At 34.1% G+C, this 15398-nt stretch carries 12 protein-coding genes; 6 read left to right on the plus strand and 6 right to left on the minus strand.

The window, feature by feature from the left end; genetic code table 11:
- A partial coding sequence (locus BLR17_RS16525) for a hypothetical protein (protein ID WP_175444415.1) occupies window positions 1-1897 on the plus strand: 1897 nt, incomplete at its 5' end.
- A 164-nt stretch (window positions 1898-2061) separates the two neighbouring features.
- Entirely contained in the window at window positions 2062-2580 is a 519-nt protein-coding gene (locus tag BLR17_RS15890) for a hypothetical protein (RefSeq protein ID WP_066325342.1), read from the plus strand.
- A gap of 55 nt (window positions 2581-2635) precedes the next feature.
- Here BLR17_RS15890 and BLR17_RS15895 read toward each other — a convergent pair whose 3' ends face one another.
- Together BLR17_RS15895 and BLR17_RS15900 are read right to left on the minus strand one after the other, a co-directional pair.
- On the minus strand, window positions 2636-3586 hold the full coding sequence (locus BLR17_RS15895; protein ID WP_066325339.1) for a TerC family protein: 951 nt from the start codon (window positions 3584-3586) through the stop codon (window positions 2636-2638).
- 128 nt (window positions 3587-3714) lie between these two features.
- Window positions 3715-4734 (minus strand): glutamine synthetase beta-grasp domain-containing protein, encoded by a 1020-nt coding sequence (locus BLR17_RS15900; protein ID WP_066325366.1) that lies wholly within the window; start codon window positions 4732-4734, stop codon window positions 3715-3717.
- A gap of 273 nt (window positions 4735-5007) precedes the next feature.
- Here BLR17_RS15900 and BLR17_RS15905 point away from each other — a divergent pair, with 273 nt between their 5' ends.
- The 3 genes from BLR17_RS15905 to BLR17_RS15915 all read left to right on the plus strand — a co-directional run bounded on the left by BLR17_RS15905 (window position 5008) and on the right by BLR17_RS15915 (window position 8932).
- Entirely contained in the window at window positions 5008-7197 is a 2190-nt protein-coding gene (locus tag BLR17_RS15905; RefSeq protein WP_066325335.1) for a glutamine synthetase III family protein, read from the plus strand.
- A 136-nt stretch (window positions 7198-7333) separates the two neighbouring features.
- On the plus strand, window positions 7334-8512 hold the full coding sequence (locus tag BLR17_RS15910; protein ID WP_066325364.1) for an AIR synthase related protein: 1179 nt from the start codon (window positions 7334-7336) through the stop codon (window positions 8510-8512).
- Window positions 8513-8569: 57 nt separating this feature from the next.
- Window positions 8570-8932, plus strand: coding sequence for a hypothetical protein (locus BLR17_RS15915; RefSeq protein ID WP_066325330.1), 363 nt, complete (start codon window positions 8570-8572; stop codon window positions 8930-8932).
- Window positions 8933-8974: 42 nt separating this feature from the next.
- On the opposite strand, the gene BLR17_RS15920 is transcribed toward BLR17_RS15915, so the two are convergent.
- The 4 genes from BLR17_RS15920 to BLR17_RS15935 form a co-directional block, all read right to left on the minus strand.
- Window positions 8975-10456 carry a PAS domain-containing protein gene (locus BLR17_RS15920; RefSeq protein WP_066325327.1) on the minus strand — a complete coding sequence of 494 codons (1482 nt, stop codon included), beginning with the start codon at window positions 10454-10456 and terminating at the stop codon, window positions 8975-8977.
- A gap of 115 nt (window positions 10457-10571) precedes the next feature.
- Window positions 10572-11237, minus strand: coding sequence for a CPBP family intramembrane glutamic endopeptidase (locus tag BLR17_RS15925; protein ID WP_169817143.1), 666 nt, complete (start codon window positions 11235-11237; stop codon window positions 10572-10574).
- An 8-nt stretch (window positions 11238-11245) separates the two neighbouring features.
- Window positions 11246-12622, minus strand: a complete 1377-nt coding sequence (locus tag BLR17_RS15930) for a leucine-rich repeat domain-containing protein (protein ID WP_066325319.1) — start codon at window positions 12620-12622, stop codon at window positions 11246-11248.
- 102 nt (window positions 12623-12724) lie between these two features.
- Window positions 12725-14638, minus strand: coding sequence for a heavy metal translocating P-type ATPase (locus tag BLR17_RS15935; protein ID WP_066325312.1), 1914 nt, complete (start codon window positions 14636-14638; stop codon window positions 12725-12727).
- Window positions 14639-14951: 313 nt separating this feature from the next.
- Here BLR17_RS15935 and BLR17_RS15940 point away from each other — a divergent pair, with 313 nt between their 5' ends.
- On the plus strand, window positions 14952-15392 hold the full coding sequence (locus BLR17_RS15940; RefSeq protein WP_066325308.1) for a hypothetical protein: 441 nt from the start codon (window positions 14952-14954) through the stop codon (window positions 15390-15392).
- The last annotated feature ends 6 nt before the right edge of the window (window positions 15393-15398 follow it).

Here is a 15398-nt window from a genome sequence, read left to right on the forward strand (position 1 = left end):
ATCTTCACCAAGAACTTTCTATATTCGAGCAGAAGCAGGAACAACTAATTGTTACAGCACTGCATCGTTTACAGTTACGGTTACAGATAATCCAGATATAACAGTTCAAAATCTTACTGCTTGTGAAACAGGAACTACTGGTGCCGCTTCAGTAAACTTAAATAATGCAATTTTAACTAATCCTGACGGAGGAGTAATTAGTTTCTATAATTCTTTGGCTGATGCTCAAAATGAAGTAAATGCAGTAACAAGTCCAACATCTGTTACTGTTGCATCTTCTCCTAGAACTTTCTATATTCGAGCAGAAGCAGGAACAACTAATTGTTACAGTACTGCATCATTTACAGTTATAGTTACAGATAATCCAGATGTAACCACAACACCACTTTCTTCTTGCGAAAGCGGATCAACTGGTCAGGCGACATTTACTTTAAATTCTGGAGTTACAGATGCTGATGGAGGAACATTGAGTTTCTATACCGATGTAGCAATGACTAATTTGATATCAGATGAAAATGCAGGATTAACAGGAGTACAATATACAACCGGTTCACGCACCATTTATGTAAAAAGTGTCAGTGGATCTTGTATGGGTACAGCTCAATTTGTTATTACAGTTAATGCTAATCCAACTTGTGATATTACAGGAGAACAAACCGTATGTTTAGGTGGTAGCTCAACATTTACAGCCACAGCAGGAATGACAACTTATGCATGGACAGGACCAAATAACTTTAGTGCTAATACTCCGTCAATTAGTGTGAGTGTTGCGGGAGTTTATTATGTTACAATAACAAATGCTAATGGTTGTCAAAGTACTTGTTCACGAGAACTTATGGTTGTAACTTGTGGTGGTCCAATATGTACTTATACCCAAGGTGCTTATGGTAATTCCGGAGGTAAATATTGTGATGGTACAGAGGGAGGAATTCCTACTGTTGACTTAATTACACAAGCGCTTACCAATGCCGGAGGTACTATTACTGTAGGTAAACTAGGTTCTTCTGTTGTTATGAGCTTAGGTGATGAGAACTGTATCATTACTCAAATGCCTGGAGGAGGAAAAGCGACTGAAATAGTTCCGGCAGGAGATTATGATATTTGTCCTTCTTTACCAAATAGCTTCTTGAAAAATGGTAAAATTAATAATGTATTACTTTCTCAAACCATTGCATTGTCTTTGAATGTCAATATAACTAACCCTTCTAAATTAGGCAATTTTGAGTTGCAAGCAGGTACTTTAGCAACTGCAAAACCTGAAGGAGGTTGTGGTTCGGAAGTTGCAAAACCAAGAGTTTGTGGTCATTTTGAAGGTAATATTTGGGTTGGTACTGTAAATGAGTATACTTACAGAACATTCAGTGCTGCTGTCATTAATGCTATTATTCCAGACGGAAATGGTATGAAAACCATAGCCGGATTGTTAGATTTAGCAAATAGAGCTTTGGCTAATGTTGATGATGTTAAAAATAGCGAAGATGGTGCATCATTGTCTGATATTGCCGGAGCAGTAGCTGCTGTAAATGAGGTGTTTGATGAATGTGCTATAGCTGTTGGTTGGGATATAGAAAAATGTCCAGAGCCACCAACTTTAGATTTAGCAACAGTAACAACTGCTAAAATCAGCAGTGTTGAAACCGCTGGTTTTGATGCTTATCCGGTACCTTTTAAAGATCAATTGACTATTAAATATAATTTTGATTATGTATCTGATGTGACAATTGAAGTATTTAATTCAAAAGGAATCATTGTTTATTCAATGATTGATACTAATAGTTATCTTGGTAAAGAAGTTGTAATTACGATTAATGCTACTTTGGAACAACAACAAGTGTATTATGTAAGATTAACAACTAGCCAGGGAAGTACTGTGAAAAGTGTAATGTCTTCGTATTAAATAGAGTAATTAATTTAATTAAAAACACCCGTTAATTCGGGTGTTTTTTGTTTTTAGGAATAGCAGCTTTCGGTTTTTAAAGAAAAAAGTAATGCTAAAATAAATCTTTGGCACAGTTCATGAATAACTGATTTTAAATCTTAACCATTTAAAAATTTATTACCATGAAAAAAATAATGACACTTTTCGTATTTGTAGGTTTATTTGCTGTTTCAAGTTGTACTACATCAGATGATTTGCATGAAGATAATGATACCTTTCCTGAGGCTTTTGAAATTAAAAATGTTAATTTGGCCAGGGTAGCTGATAATGAATATAATTTAGAAAGTACTTTTCAGTATGAAATAGGAGGGAATTTATACGATGATGAAACTGTTTTGGTGTATCGATTAACAAGTCTTATTAATTCAACTACTCCGGTTTGGCAATTAATTCCAAGAACCATCTATTTTACAAACGGAGATGAATTGGATTATGATTATGATTTTAGTAAAGTTGATTTTGTTATTACTGCCAGGGGAACTTATAATTTGTTAAATACTCCTTCATATATCAATAATCAAACATTTAGAGTTGTTATTGTGCCTTCTGCTTTGGCTGCTACTATGGATACCAGCAATTATACAGAGGTTATGAGTACTTTAAAAATAAGTGAAAGTCAGGTTCAAAAAGTAAAATTGTAATAGTACAGTGAATTGGATAATAAAAAAGGAAATCTCACGATTTCCTTTTTTTGTTTTATATTTTTTGACTTCGTTTGTCCTTTTGTATTGAAGCAATGATTCCTGATAATAGAGCAAGGGCAATAAATGCTAAAGAAGCCCATTCAGGTAGGTTCAGGAATTTGTGGAAAATCATTTTTAATCCTACAAAGCATAAAATGGCAATCAGACTGTATTCCAAATAGCTGAATTTTTCAAGCATATTGGCTAAAAAGAAATACATCGAGCGTAATCCTAAGATGGCAAAAATATTCGAACTAAATACTAAAAATGGATCTGAAGTAATTGCTAAAATGGCAGGAACACTGTCGAGTGCAAAAACAATATCCATTAGTTCGATGAGAAATAAAGTAACAAATAAAGGAGTAGCAGTATTGATGTTGTTTATTTTAACAAAAAAATGTTCGCTCTCAATTTTTGTGGTTATAGGCGTTAATTTTTTCAGGTATTTGTAAAAAATGGAATTATGAGGATCGTATTCATGATCTTCTTTTTTAAAAAACATTTTGAGGGCGGTGTAAATCAGGAATGCGCCAAACAAGTAAGTTGTCCAGGCAAATTTTTTGATAATCATTACTCCAAAATAAATCATGATACCACGGAAGACGATAGCTCCAATTATTCCCCAAAACAAGACACGGTGCTGGTATTTTTTTGGAATTCTAAAAGAAGAAAAGATAATGGCAATTACAAAGATATTGTCAATACTCAAGGAGAGTTCTATGAGGTAACCCGTAATGTATTTCATTGAAGCAACTGATGGTTTTAAACGATCAGGGTTTTCAATGTAATTGTTTTGGTAGAGCCAGTAAACAATTGTAGAAAACAGGAAAGATAAGGAAATCCAGATAGCGGTCCATTTTCCGGCTTCTTTGGAGCTGATTTCGTGTGGGGTTTTGTTAAAAATTCCTAAGTCTAATGCAAGGAATAAAAAAATAGTCGCTATAAAACAAATCCAAACTATCATAATAATTTTATTGTGTTATTACAAAGATAGTTTTTTGTATTAATGATTGATTGGTGAATTTCATTTTATAAGATAAAAAAAATGCCTCCATTTCTGAAGGCATTTTTAGTTTTATAAATTGGGAATTATTACAAAGCAGATTTAACTGTTTTGATAATTCTAGCAGCAATTTTGTATGGGTCACCGTTAGAAGCTGGTCTTCTGTCTTCCAACCATCCTTTCCATCCTTTTTGAACAGTGATTAAAGGAATACGGATAGAACATCCTCTGTCAGAGATTCCGTAAGAGAAATCGTGGATAGAAGCAGTTTCGTGCTTACCAGTTAAACGTTGGTCGTTATAAGCTCCGTAAACAGCGATGTGCTCTTCAACAACCGGACGGAAAGCCTCACAGATTCTTTCGTAAGTAGCTCTGTCTCCACAAGTTCTCAATACTGAGTTAGAGAAGTTAGCATGCATACCTGAACCATTCCAGTCCATATCTTTTCCTAGAGGTTTTGGGTGGTACTCAATATAGTAACCATATTTCTCAGTTAAACGATCTAATAAATATCTAGCAACCCAGATTTCGTCTCCTGCTTTTTTAGCACCTTTAGCAAATAATTGGAATTCCCATTGTCCGCAAGCAACCTCTTGGTTGATTCCTTCAAAGTTGATTCCAGCAGCAATACATAAATTAGCATGCTCTTCAACTAAGTTTCTACCGTGAGTGTTTTTTCCACCAACTGAACAGTAGTACATACCTTGTGGAGCTGGATAACCTCCTACAGGGAATCCTAATGGCAATTGAGTTTTAGTATCCATGATGAAGTATTCTTGTTCGAAACCAAACCAGAAATCATCATCCTCATCGTCAATAGTAGCTCTTCCGTTAGATGGGTGTGGAGTACCATCAGCATTCATAACTTCACACATTACTAAATATCCGTTGATACGATCTGGATCTGGATAAATAGCAACAGGAACTAATGAACAATCAGAAGATCCACCTTCAGCTTGTCTTGTAGATGAACCGTCAAATGACCATTTATCTAATTCTGCTAAAGTTCCTTGAAAGTTTTCATGCTCTTCAACTTTAGTTTTACTTCTAAGATTTTGAGTTGGCTCATATCCATCTAGCCAAATGTACTCTAATTTTATTTTTGCCATAATAATATAAATTAATTTTCTTGATTTAATTTTGAAGTGCAAATATAAGATATTTTTTTCTAGTCCTAAAAACCTTGGGGGGCTTTTGTTTTGAATAGGTGTTATTTTTCACATTACTATATTTTGGTGGGGGGTATATTTAAAAAAAAACAATTTTCAAGCTAAATAAAAAGCAATTTAGCAATGCCTTGTTCGGCTGTTTTTAGCTTAGGATTCTTTATCTTTGTGTTTTTAATTACAAATTGTTATTAACTATTTAAAAAACAGCTTATAATGTCAACAATACGTTTTCAAGCATTAAGGGAAGCTTCTAATAGAAAAGTAGTATCTTTTGAAGAAGCTAATAGAAAATCAAATATTTTTGGTTTAAATGTATTTAATGAAAAAGCAATGAAGCAATATTTGACTTCGGATGCTTTTAAAGCGGTGCAGGGAGCTATTGAAAATGGAACAAAAATAGAACGAAAACTGGCAGATTATATTGCGATGGGGATGAAAGAGTGGGCTCTGTCAAAAGGTGTTACTCATTACACCCACTGGTTTCAGCCATTAACAGGGACTACAGCAGAAAAACACGATGCTTTTTTTGAAACCTCTTTTGATGGTAGTGATCCTGTTGAAAAATTTGGAGGAGCGCAATTGGTGCAACAAGAACCGGATGCTTCCAGTTTTCCAAACGGAGGAATCAGAAATACTTTTGAAGCCAGAGGTTATACAGCCTGGGATCCTACTTCGCCGGCATTTATATATGGTACTACTTTGTGTATTCCTACTGTTTTTATTTCGTATACAGGAGAGGCTTTAGATAATAAAATTCCTTTGTTAAGAGCTTTGGCTGCAATGGATGAAGCTGCGACTGAAGTTTGTCGTTATTTTGATAAAAATGTAAAAAAGGTTACCGCAACCTTAGGTTGGGAACAGGAGTATTTTTTAGTTGATAAAGCTTTAGCGCATTCCCGTCCTGATTTGATGATGACCGGAAGAACTTTGTTAGGGCATACTTCAGCTAAAGGACAACAGTTAGACGATCATTATTTTGGTTCAATTCCTACTCGCGCGTTAACTTATATGCGTGATTTAGAGCAGGAATGTATGTTGCTTGGAATTCCGGTTAAAACCCGTCATAATGAGGTAGCGCCTAATCAATTTGAGTTGGCACCTATTTTTGAAGAGACTAATTTAGCTGTAGATCATAACTGTCTTTTGATGGATATTATGCAAAAAGTAGCCGAACGTCATGATTTTAAAGTGTTATTGCACGAAAAGCCTTTTCAGGGAGTAAATGGTTCCGGAAAACACAATAACTGGTCGTTGGCAACTGATACCGGAGTGAATCTTTTGAGTCCGAGTAAAACGCCAATGAGTAATTTACAGTTTTTGACTTTCTTTATTAATACCATTAAGGCGGTTAATGATTATGAAGAATTATTACGCGCTTCAATTGCTACAGCTAGTAATGATCATCGCTTAGGTGCTAATGAAGCGCCTCCGGCGATTATTTCGGTATTTATTGGAGAACAATTAACTAAGGTTTTGGCTGAATTAGAAAGTGTGACCAGAGGTAAATTATCACCGGAAGAAAAAACAGATTTGAAATTAAATGTAGTTGGTAAAATTCCTGAAGTAATTTTAGATAATACGGATAGAAACCGAACATCACCTTTTGCTTTCACTGGTAATAAATTCGAGTTTAGAGCAGTGGGTTCTTCTGCCAACTGTTCCAATGCGATGACAACTTTGAATACAATTGTAGCCAAACAATTAAGAGATTTTAAAGCAGAAGTAGATACTTTGATCGATTCTAAAGCAATGAAAAAAGACGATGCTATTTTTAATGTTTTAAGAGAATATATTAAGGTTTCAAAAGATATTCTTTTTGAAGGAGATGGTTATAGTGAGGCTTGGGAGAAGGAAGCTAAAAAGAGAGGCTTGAGTAATTTTAAAACAACTCCGGAGGCTTTAAAAGCTAAAGTATCAAAACGAGCATTGGATTTGTTTTCAGAATTAGGGATTATGAATCATGTAGAAGTAGAGGCACGCTACGAAATCGAATTGGAAGAATATACTAAAAAAATCCAGATTGAAAGCAGGGTGTTAGGAGATATTTCTAAAAATCATGTGATCCCAACGGCTATTCGCTACCAAAATACTTTGATTGAAAATGTGAAAGGGTTGAAAGATATTTTTGGTAAAGAATTTGAATCGATTGCTAAAGAGCAAATCGGTTTGATAAAAGAAATTTCTACGCATATCGAAGGTATTAATGCTAAGGTAGAAGAAATGCGAAACGAAAGAAAAAATGCAAATGCTTTGAATAATGCTCAAAAAACGGCTGAGGCGTATTGTAATAAAGTAAAACCTTATTTTGAAATCATCAGGAATCACTGTGATAAATTAGAATTATTAGTAGATAATGAATTATGGACATTAACTAAGTACAGAGAGTTGTTGTTTACGAAATAATATACTTAGTTAGAAGTTAAAAGTTAGAGGTTATGGGGCGGGGCTTCTAACCTCTAACTTTTAACCTCTAACTTCTAAAAAATAATTATCTTTGCCGCAAAATCAAGTTGCTTTTGCAATTACACAATTAGAATTCATGAGTTCAGATACTTCAAAAAGATACGCACAGCGTGGTGTTTCAGCATCTAAAGAAGATGTGCACAATGCTATTAAAAATATAGATAAAGGATTATTTCCTAAGGCATTTTGTAAAATTGTTCCGGATTATTTAACTCAGGACGAAGATTATTGTCTTATTATGCACGCCGACGGAGCTGGAACTAAATCTTCTTTGGCATACATGTACTGGAAAGAAACTGGAGATATCTCCGTTTGGAAAGGTATTGCACAAGATGCGTTAATTATGAATATTGACGATTTATTATGTGTAGGAGCAACTGATAATATCTTGCTTTCTTCAACTATTGGAAGAAACAAAAACCTGATTCCTGCGGAAGTAATTTCAGCTATTATCAATGGAACAGAAGAGTTAATTCAGGAATTAGATTCTTTTGGTGTGAGCATTCATTCTACAGGAGGAGAAACTGCTGACGTGGGTGATATCGTTCGTACTATTATCGTAGATTCTACAGTAACTGCCAGAATGAAACGTTCTAGAGTTATTGACAATGCGAATATTCAGGCTGGAGATGTAATCGTTGGATTGGAATCTTTCGGTCAGGCTTCTTATGAAAAAAGCTATAATGGTGGAATGGGAAGTAATGGATTGACATCGGCTCGTCATGATGTTTTCGGGAAATATTTGGCAACAAAATATCCTGAAAGTTACGATGCTGCTGTTCCTGAGGAATTGATTTATTCAGGTCAGGTACAATTGACAGATGCTGTTGAAAATTCTCCTATTGATGCCGGACAATTAGTGCTTTCGCCAACGCGTACTTATGCGCCAATTATCAAGAAAATTTTAGACAAATATGCTGCGAATGAAATTCACGGAATGGTTCACTGTAGTGGTGGAGCGCAAACTAAGATTTTACATTTTGTAGATAATTTACATATTATAAAAGACAATTTATTTCCGGTTCCTCCATTGTTCAAATTAATTCAGGAACAATCTAAAACGGATTGGAAAGAGATGTATCAGGTTTTCAACTGTGGACATCGTATGGAATTGTACGTTCCGGCAGCTGTAGCAGAAGATATTATTGCGATTTCAAAATCGTTCAATGTGAATGCGCAGATTGTTGGTAGAGTGGAAGCTTCTGAAAGTAAAAAACTGACTATAACCAGCGAATACGGAACTTTTGAATATTAATTATTAAAGAGTTACTAAGTATCTCAGAAACTTAGCTACTCAGCAACTCAAAAAAACATGTACGAATTAGTTTTTTGGAAATATTTGGAAGAGGTTTATTTAAATCATCAGGAGGTTTATGAAGCTATCGATGAGCAAAAAAACATTGAGGGTTTAGAAGAACTTCCGGTTGAGGTTATCATGAACCGAATTGCATCGGTTTTTTCCAAATGGGAAAGAGTAGATGAGAACAGCTGGAAAAATAAGGATGGAGTAGGTGCCTTTCAGGTAAAAACTACACCTCAAATTGTTCAGATTGATTGTTATGGGACGCAGGGTAAAACGATGGATAAGTTAGTAGATGTTATGGAAGAATTCAAATGTCCGCTTTATGATCCGCAAGTTCCGGCCCGATATGATGAAATGTACGAAGAAGAATAAAATACAAAAGCGTTAAGTTAGAATCTTAACGCTTTTTTTATGCTATAATGGTTTTTTGTCTTTGTCGTCGTCTTTTTCTTTGCTCTCTTTCTTTTCACTTTTAAATCCGATAAGTTTACGGTATTTGGTTTCGGTTTCTTCTAGTTCTTCTTCCATTTTTTTGTATTGGCTGATGTCTTTAATGGTGATCACGGCTGCAACTATATTGTTGTCTTGGTCAATTAAAGGGCGGCCGCTAATTAGTACTCTTCTTTTTTCCTGTGAAACAGGATTCCAAAGCACTAAGTCAACATCATCAGTAACTTCGCCGTTAAAAGCGCGTTCCATAGGCAAATTTTGAGCCGGAAATACGGTTTTTTCATCCGGGAAATAGAGTTCAAAATGAGTGGTTAAATCCGTTGGGATTTTGTCGTCTTCTTCGATTCCAAAAATGTCATTAGCCACATAATTAGCCAGTATTACTTTTTTGTCGGCATCGGCAACAATTACTCCTTCGCCGATATTTTCAACAATCACTCTTAGTTTTTCTTCATTTTCATAGAGTTCATCAACGGCTTTTTGTTGTTCGATACTAAGTTCTACTGTTTCCGTAATGTCTCTCGCTGCCGAATAGATTATGCCTTCTTTCAAATCGATATTACTGTTCCAATCCAGCCATCGGTAAGAACCATCTTTATGGCGTACTCTGTTTTTAAAGCTAATTACTGTTTTGCCTTTACGTATTTCGGCTAAGACTTCGTCGGAGGTGGAGCGATCCTCAGGATGTGTTAAATCCATGAATTTTATTTCATCCATGTCTTTTTGGGTGTAACCTAAGGTGTTGGTAAAAGCAGCGTTGATTTTGATAAAATGATCATTTTTGGCAACGGTAAAAATATCAAAAGACATATTGAAAAATGCATCGGTAGCTTTAAGAGAATCTTCTAATTTTTTTCTTTCGGTTATATCAGTTGAGATACCACCAATGGCGTAAATACGACCTGTTGCATCATATAAAGGATATTTTACGGCAATGTAGGTGTGGATTCCGTCTTTTTGCTCAATGGTTTCTTCTGATTTGAGTTCGGTTAATTTTTTTGCTACTTCTAAATCAGAATTTCGGTATGTTTCAGCAATTTCTTTAGGTAAAAAATCATGGTCGGTTTTGCCAATTATTTTTTCGTTAGTGGTGCCAAATAAATCACCAAAATTTTTGTTGATTAGAAGGTATTCACCATTTAATTTTTTGATAAAAATAGGACTGGATGTATTGTCAATGATGGATTGTAATAATTGTTTGTTTTCTTCCAAGAGTTTTTGAGCTCTTTCTTTGGCTTTGAATTGCGTTCTGATAATGAAATAAACTACAATCAAAAGAAGTATGGAAAGTACAAATAAAGAGATTTCAATAGCATTCAATTGGGAGTCCATTGTAGTGTCATGAGCAGGGTCTAATCGGATTAAAAAAATCCATGCGGCAGCAACTACCACAATGATATTGATAATAAATCCCAGAAATATTTTTTTTTCAAAAGAGATATTCATGGCTTTTCGGTTTTGGTTATGGACTTAAAAAGATAGTCTTTAGAGTTCAATTAAATAGTTAAGTTAGTAAATAATATCCTGAAAAAGAGATTATTTGCTTTTTTGTTTCTGAAAATTACCAAACCCACCAGGGAGCCTGAGTGATTTCTGCATATACAACCAAATCAAAAGCAGCATGAGCTATAATTGACGGAAGTAGGTTTTTAGATTGCTGTTTTAAGATGCCCAGAATAATAAAAGCAATGAATGAAGCAATCATAAAAAATGGAATATTTTCGTGAGGTATTATCGTGGCAGGAGAGATAAATAAACTGGTTTTATAGGCTGTATGTGTAAAGGCAGCGAAAAGAATAGCCCAATAAGTATTTATCCTGTTCAATTGGGTTTGGATAAAACCTCTGAAAAATAATTCTTCTGTGATGCCAATGGATACCGCTATAATTGAAAACGGTTTTATTAAATTGGGAAGTACGGGCATTGTGTTACTTCCTCTGTAATACATTGCTGCGGCCAGCCCCATTTGAATTCCAATAATAAGATAAATTATCGTTCTTGTTTTAAAAGTGTTTTTAAATAGTTGAGCAAAAGAAATTAATTGGTGATTGATATTACGACTTATAATAAAGGATGTATGTGATAAAGCAACGAAAGCGATAATTTTATAAGGAAATGAATAATTGATGAAATAACCAAAAATCACAATTTCGAAACTGCATATTAAGGTATCAAATAGCTTTTTTTTAACGTTAGGGGATACTATTATAGTTTCAGAGGTCTTCATTAGATTTTTCAATGTTTTTGAGATTTTTTTATAATAATCAAACTGAAAATTAGAACTAAAGGAATTAATAGGAGCAACCATCCTGAACCCATGCAGGCTCCGGAATTAGGGACGATAATACAGCCGGGTAAACTTATTTTTAGTTTTTGTATGCTAAGGCTGTCTTTCATGTTCTTTTCGGATAGTGATAAATAGCGTAGTGATTTTAAGTTGTTCAGCGATTTTAAGTTGGATACTGAGTCTTCGATTACCAGTCCTCTTAGATTGGTTAATTCTTTTAAGGGTTCCAGATTTTTAATAGAATCGTTTCCGTTTATTTGTAGTATTTGCAAATTTTTTAATTGAGAACAGAAAGTGTTTAGTTGTGTTTGTGTGGTGTTTTCAGGTAAACCCAACCATTTGATATTGTGATAATTTGCGAGTAAATCAATGGAACTAAAAGTGCCCGATAATAGAATAATGGATAATTGGGATAATTTATCTTTTATCGGGGATAAATCTGCTTTACAGTCACTATTCGTCAATACGATTTCTGTTAGTTTTTTTAATGGTCTTAAAGCGGAATAATCGTTCAGACAGCCAAATAAACTTATTTTTTCCAATTGTGGGTTTTCAACGAAAAAGGATTTGTCTAAAGATTTGAGATTATTTCCATTGATAATACATTGTTTTAATCCAATTATTTTAGGTAGCGGTTTAGTAATAACAGAATCTGAGAGATTGAGATACAGACACTCAATGGAATTGAAATTTTTTAAGAGATTTAATTGTTTTTGATTTAAAGATATTTTTATAAAGTGAGGAGAGAAAAAGGCAGCATGCTGCAAATAGTCTTCGATGTTATTTTCGTTGTTGTAGTTTTCAAAAACTAAATTAATGTTTGGTTTTTGTGAGGCAATTTCTTTTAAGTATCCTAAGTAGTTTCCAGGGATTTTGTCGTTTATAATTATTGTTGCTAAGTTGTCAATTTCGGAGGATTTCATTTTTTGAAACCATGAGAGAAGATTGACTTTTTTGTTAATCAGTAAGCTGTTTAATTTTCCGTTTACATATATAATTGAATCTTTTGAGTAATTAATTTTGATTGAATCAATTTCTGGGTTACTATAAAGAATTGGAATGGAATTGAACTCTAACAGATCTCCATTTTCTGCTAATACAGCTCCAAATTTGTTTGATGTAGAAGGAAAACTTATTGTATTGTAATTTTTAGAGAGATTTATTATTGCGCCTTTACCGTAAGATTTTACAACAACATACTGTTGTTCGTTTTTGTAATAATTAGCTAACCAGGCTAACAATAAAAATAACAAAGTCATGAAAAGAATTATGGGCCAACTAATGCGTTTAAGGTTATTCGAACCTTGCTCTTTAAAGGTTTTCATGATGCTGGTGATGGATTAAAATTATATCATTTTATTTTGTGTTAAAAAATGGTGTGTAATTTAAATAATTAAAAGTAATGTTTTGTAAATCAGTAAACTAATTTAAGTTGTTGAAGTGTCTTTTGTTTTTGTTTTTTCGAATTGCATAAGGTTCAGACTGAACAAGATTACAATTAGTGTTACCCCTACATCGGCAGCAATGGCAAGAACCAAATTGCTGTATCCAAATACCGCCAGTAAGATAAATACCAATTTTGTAATGATGGCACCATAAGTATTGGCTTTTATTTGTTTCATTGTTTTTTTACTAAGTCTGATAAGGAATGGGATTAAAGATAATTGATCGTTCATTAAGGCAATGTTTGCGGTTTCAATAGCTGTGTCACTTCCGGCTGTGCCCATGGCAATTCCTACAGTACTTAATGCTAAGGCAGGAGCATCATTAATTCCGTCACCTACCATTGCTACTTTGTCGTATTGTTGTAAAAGGGCTTTTATCTCTTCTGATTTTTGTTCGGGTAGTAATCCTCCAAAAACTTTGGTAATGCCTACTTGACGCGCTACAAAGTGAGCTGCTTTTTCCGTGTCTCCGGTAAGCATAATTACATCAATATTTTGTTCCTGAAGTTCTTGTATGGCTGAACGACTATCGGGTTTTATTTCGTCGGTAAGTCCAATGATACCCGCAACACCTTTACCAAAGCTAACGACTACACTTGTTTTTCCTTCGGTAGATAATTGAGCAACGATAGATTCTACTTCGTCTGAAATGTCATGATATTCCCGGATAAATTCCAATTTGCCTACCAGAACTGTATCGATTTGGCAAACAACGCATTTTGCTGTAGCTCCTTTTCCCATTATGCTTTTAAAATCTTTAGCAATATGAGGCTCAAAACCTTCCGTTTTACTGGCGGTAATTATGGCTTGAGCTAATGGATGTTCTGAAAACATTTCGGCACCTGCTGTGCAGGAAAGTAATTCTTCCCGGCTGGTTCCTATTAATGGATAGACATCGGATACTACAGGGGTTCCGTATGTAATAGTTCGGGTTTTATCTATTGCAATGGCTTGAATTTCGGACAGGGCTTCAATGTATTTTCCTCCCTTTACCAGAGCGCCTTTTGCGGAAGCATTACCAATAGCGGCATAAATGGCTACAGGTGTTGAGATAACTAAGGCGCAGGGGCAGGCAATAACTAAAAGTGTGACGGCTTGTTTTAACCAATGATTAAAATCTAATCCTAATATAAAAACCGGAATTGTAAAAATTAAAATAGCTATTCCAATAATAATAGGAGTGTATAATTTTGAAAAACGCTGAATGAATTTTTGTGTTTCGCTTTTGGCGGCACCTGCTTCAAAAGTGAGTTGGATAATTTTTGCAAAAGTGGTGTCGGTGGAAAGTTTGGTCGTTTTAATTTCTATAAAGCCATTTTTATTGAGAGTTCCTGCAAAAACAGCATCACCCATTTGTTTTTCCTTGGCAGTGGGTTCTCCTGTAATGGCCGATTCGTCAATGAGACTTTCTCCAAAAGTTATTTTTCCATCTAAAGGAATGATTTCGCCAGCTTTAATTTGGATGGTAGTTCCAATTTCGATTTGGTCAACAGGAATTTCACAATTTAATTTTTTTACAAATGCTGTTTTGGGTGTGCTTTTAATTAATTCATCTAAAGCCGATTTGGAGTTTTCGAGTCCGATGTCTTCTAATCTTTCGCCCAAAACATAAAGAACAATGACAACGGCAGCTTCGGGATATTCGCCTAAATACAAGGCTGCAATAACGGCAATGGTCATCAGTAAATTGATACTGCTAAAATTGAATTTAAGAAGCGATTGTATTCCTTTAAGAATTACTTCATGGCCAATCAGGATGATAAAGCTACAGAAAATAAAAGGAGCATAAGGCATTGGGAGATGAATACCTAATAAGGAAAGTATTTCTAAAATAATGACAGTACTGACCGAAAGGAGTAAAAAAACAAATTTTCTATCTTTAAGAGGTAGGTTCATAAGAATGGGATTTTATTTGAACTATAGGCAGTTAAATAGTTGAAATATTTCGGTTTTTTAAGTGTAAAACTTCATGTGTAAGGAATAATGATTATATATTAAATTTACTTAAAAAATATCGTAACTACTTTAGCTTTAATAAAATCTTAAGATTATAAATGATTTATATGCCTGAGATGTGAAAAAGTTTTCGAACTTTGCAGCAGAATTATTTACATATGAAATCGCCATTAATAACAAGTTTGTACAAGCAATTACCTAATAAATAAAAGCGATACCATATATAACTGCTAAAAAAATAAATTTTACATATATGAAAATAAACCTTAAAAACGGAATTGATAAACTTATTTTCGGTATGAAACAGAAAGATGTTTCAGCTGTTTATGGTACACCGGATAGAAATTACAAAGACGAAGATGATAATGTGATTTTTACTTATAATAAGTTTAAAATGCGTTTGACTTTTTATAAAGACGAAGATTTTAAAATGGGTTATATTGTGGCTTCCAGTCCTGATTTGGAATTATTTTGTAATAAAGTTATCGGTAAAAATATCAAAGATGTTAAAAATGAGTTGGCTAAAAAAAGCATAACTAAATTTACTCAGGAAGAGTTTGATACTTTTGAAAACTATTTTAACGAAGACAATTGGTTGCTGTTTCAAACGGAATTTGAAGAGGTAGTGAAATTAGAAGTAGGAGCCATCATCAATGATAAGGATGAGTTTGAATGGAAATTTGGAAAAAAATAAAAACGT

This window comes from Flavobacterium glycines (assembly GCF_900100165.1).
Classification (GTDB): Bacteria; Bacteroidota; Bacteroidia; order Flavobacteriales; family Flavobacteriaceae; genus Flavobacterium; species Flavobacterium glycines.

What these genes read in the sequence shown, in the direction of transcription:
- BLR17_RS15890 (WP_066325342.1), top strand. Translation starts at nt 2,062, where the DNA reads ATGAAAAAAATAATGACACTTTTCGTATTTGTAGGTTTATTTGCTGTT.
- BLR17_RS15895 (WP_066325339.1), bottom strand. Translation starts at nt 3,586, where the DNA reads ATGATAGTTTGGATTTGTTTTATAGCGACTATTTTTTTATTCCTTGCA.
- BLR17_RS15900 (WP_066325366.1), bottom strand. Translation starts at nt 4,734, where the DNA reads ATGGCAAAAATAAAATTAGAGTACATTTGGCTAGATGGATATGAGCCA.
- BLR17_RS15905 (WP_066325335.1), top strand. Translation starts at nt 5,008, where the DNA reads ATGTCAACAATACGTTTTCAAGCATTAAGGGAAGCTTCTAATAGAAAA.
- BLR17_RS15910 (WP_066325364.1), top strand. Translation starts at nt 7,334, where the DNA reads ATGAGTTCAGATACTTCAAAAAGATACGCACAGCGTGGTGTTTCAGCA.
- BLR17_RS15915 (WP_066325330.1), top strand. Translation starts at nt 8,570, where the DNA reads ATGTACGAATTAGTTTTTTGGAAATATTTGGAAGAGGTTTATTTAAAT.
- BLR17_RS15920 (WP_066325327.1), bottom strand. Translation starts at nt 10,456, where the DNA reads ATGAATATCTCTTTTGAAAAAAAAATATTTCTGGGATTTATTATCAAT.
- BLR17_RS15925 (WP_169817143.1), bottom strand. Translation starts at nt 11,237, where the DNA reads ATGAAGACCTCTGAAACTATAATAGTATCCCCTAACGTTAAAAAAAAG.
- BLR17_RS15930 (WP_066325319.1), bottom strand. Translation starts at nt 12,622, where the DNA reads ATGAAAACCTTTAAAGAGCAAGGTTCGAATAACCTTAAACGCATTAGT.
- BLR17_RS15935 (WP_066325312.1), bottom strand. Translation starts at nt 14,638, where the DNA reads ATGAACCTACCTCTTAAAGATAGAAAATTTGTTTTTTTACTCCTTTCG.
- BLR17_RS15940 (WP_066325308.1), top strand. Translation starts at nt 14,952, where the DNA reads ATGAAAATAAACCTTAAAAACGGAATTGATAAACTTATTTTCGGTATG.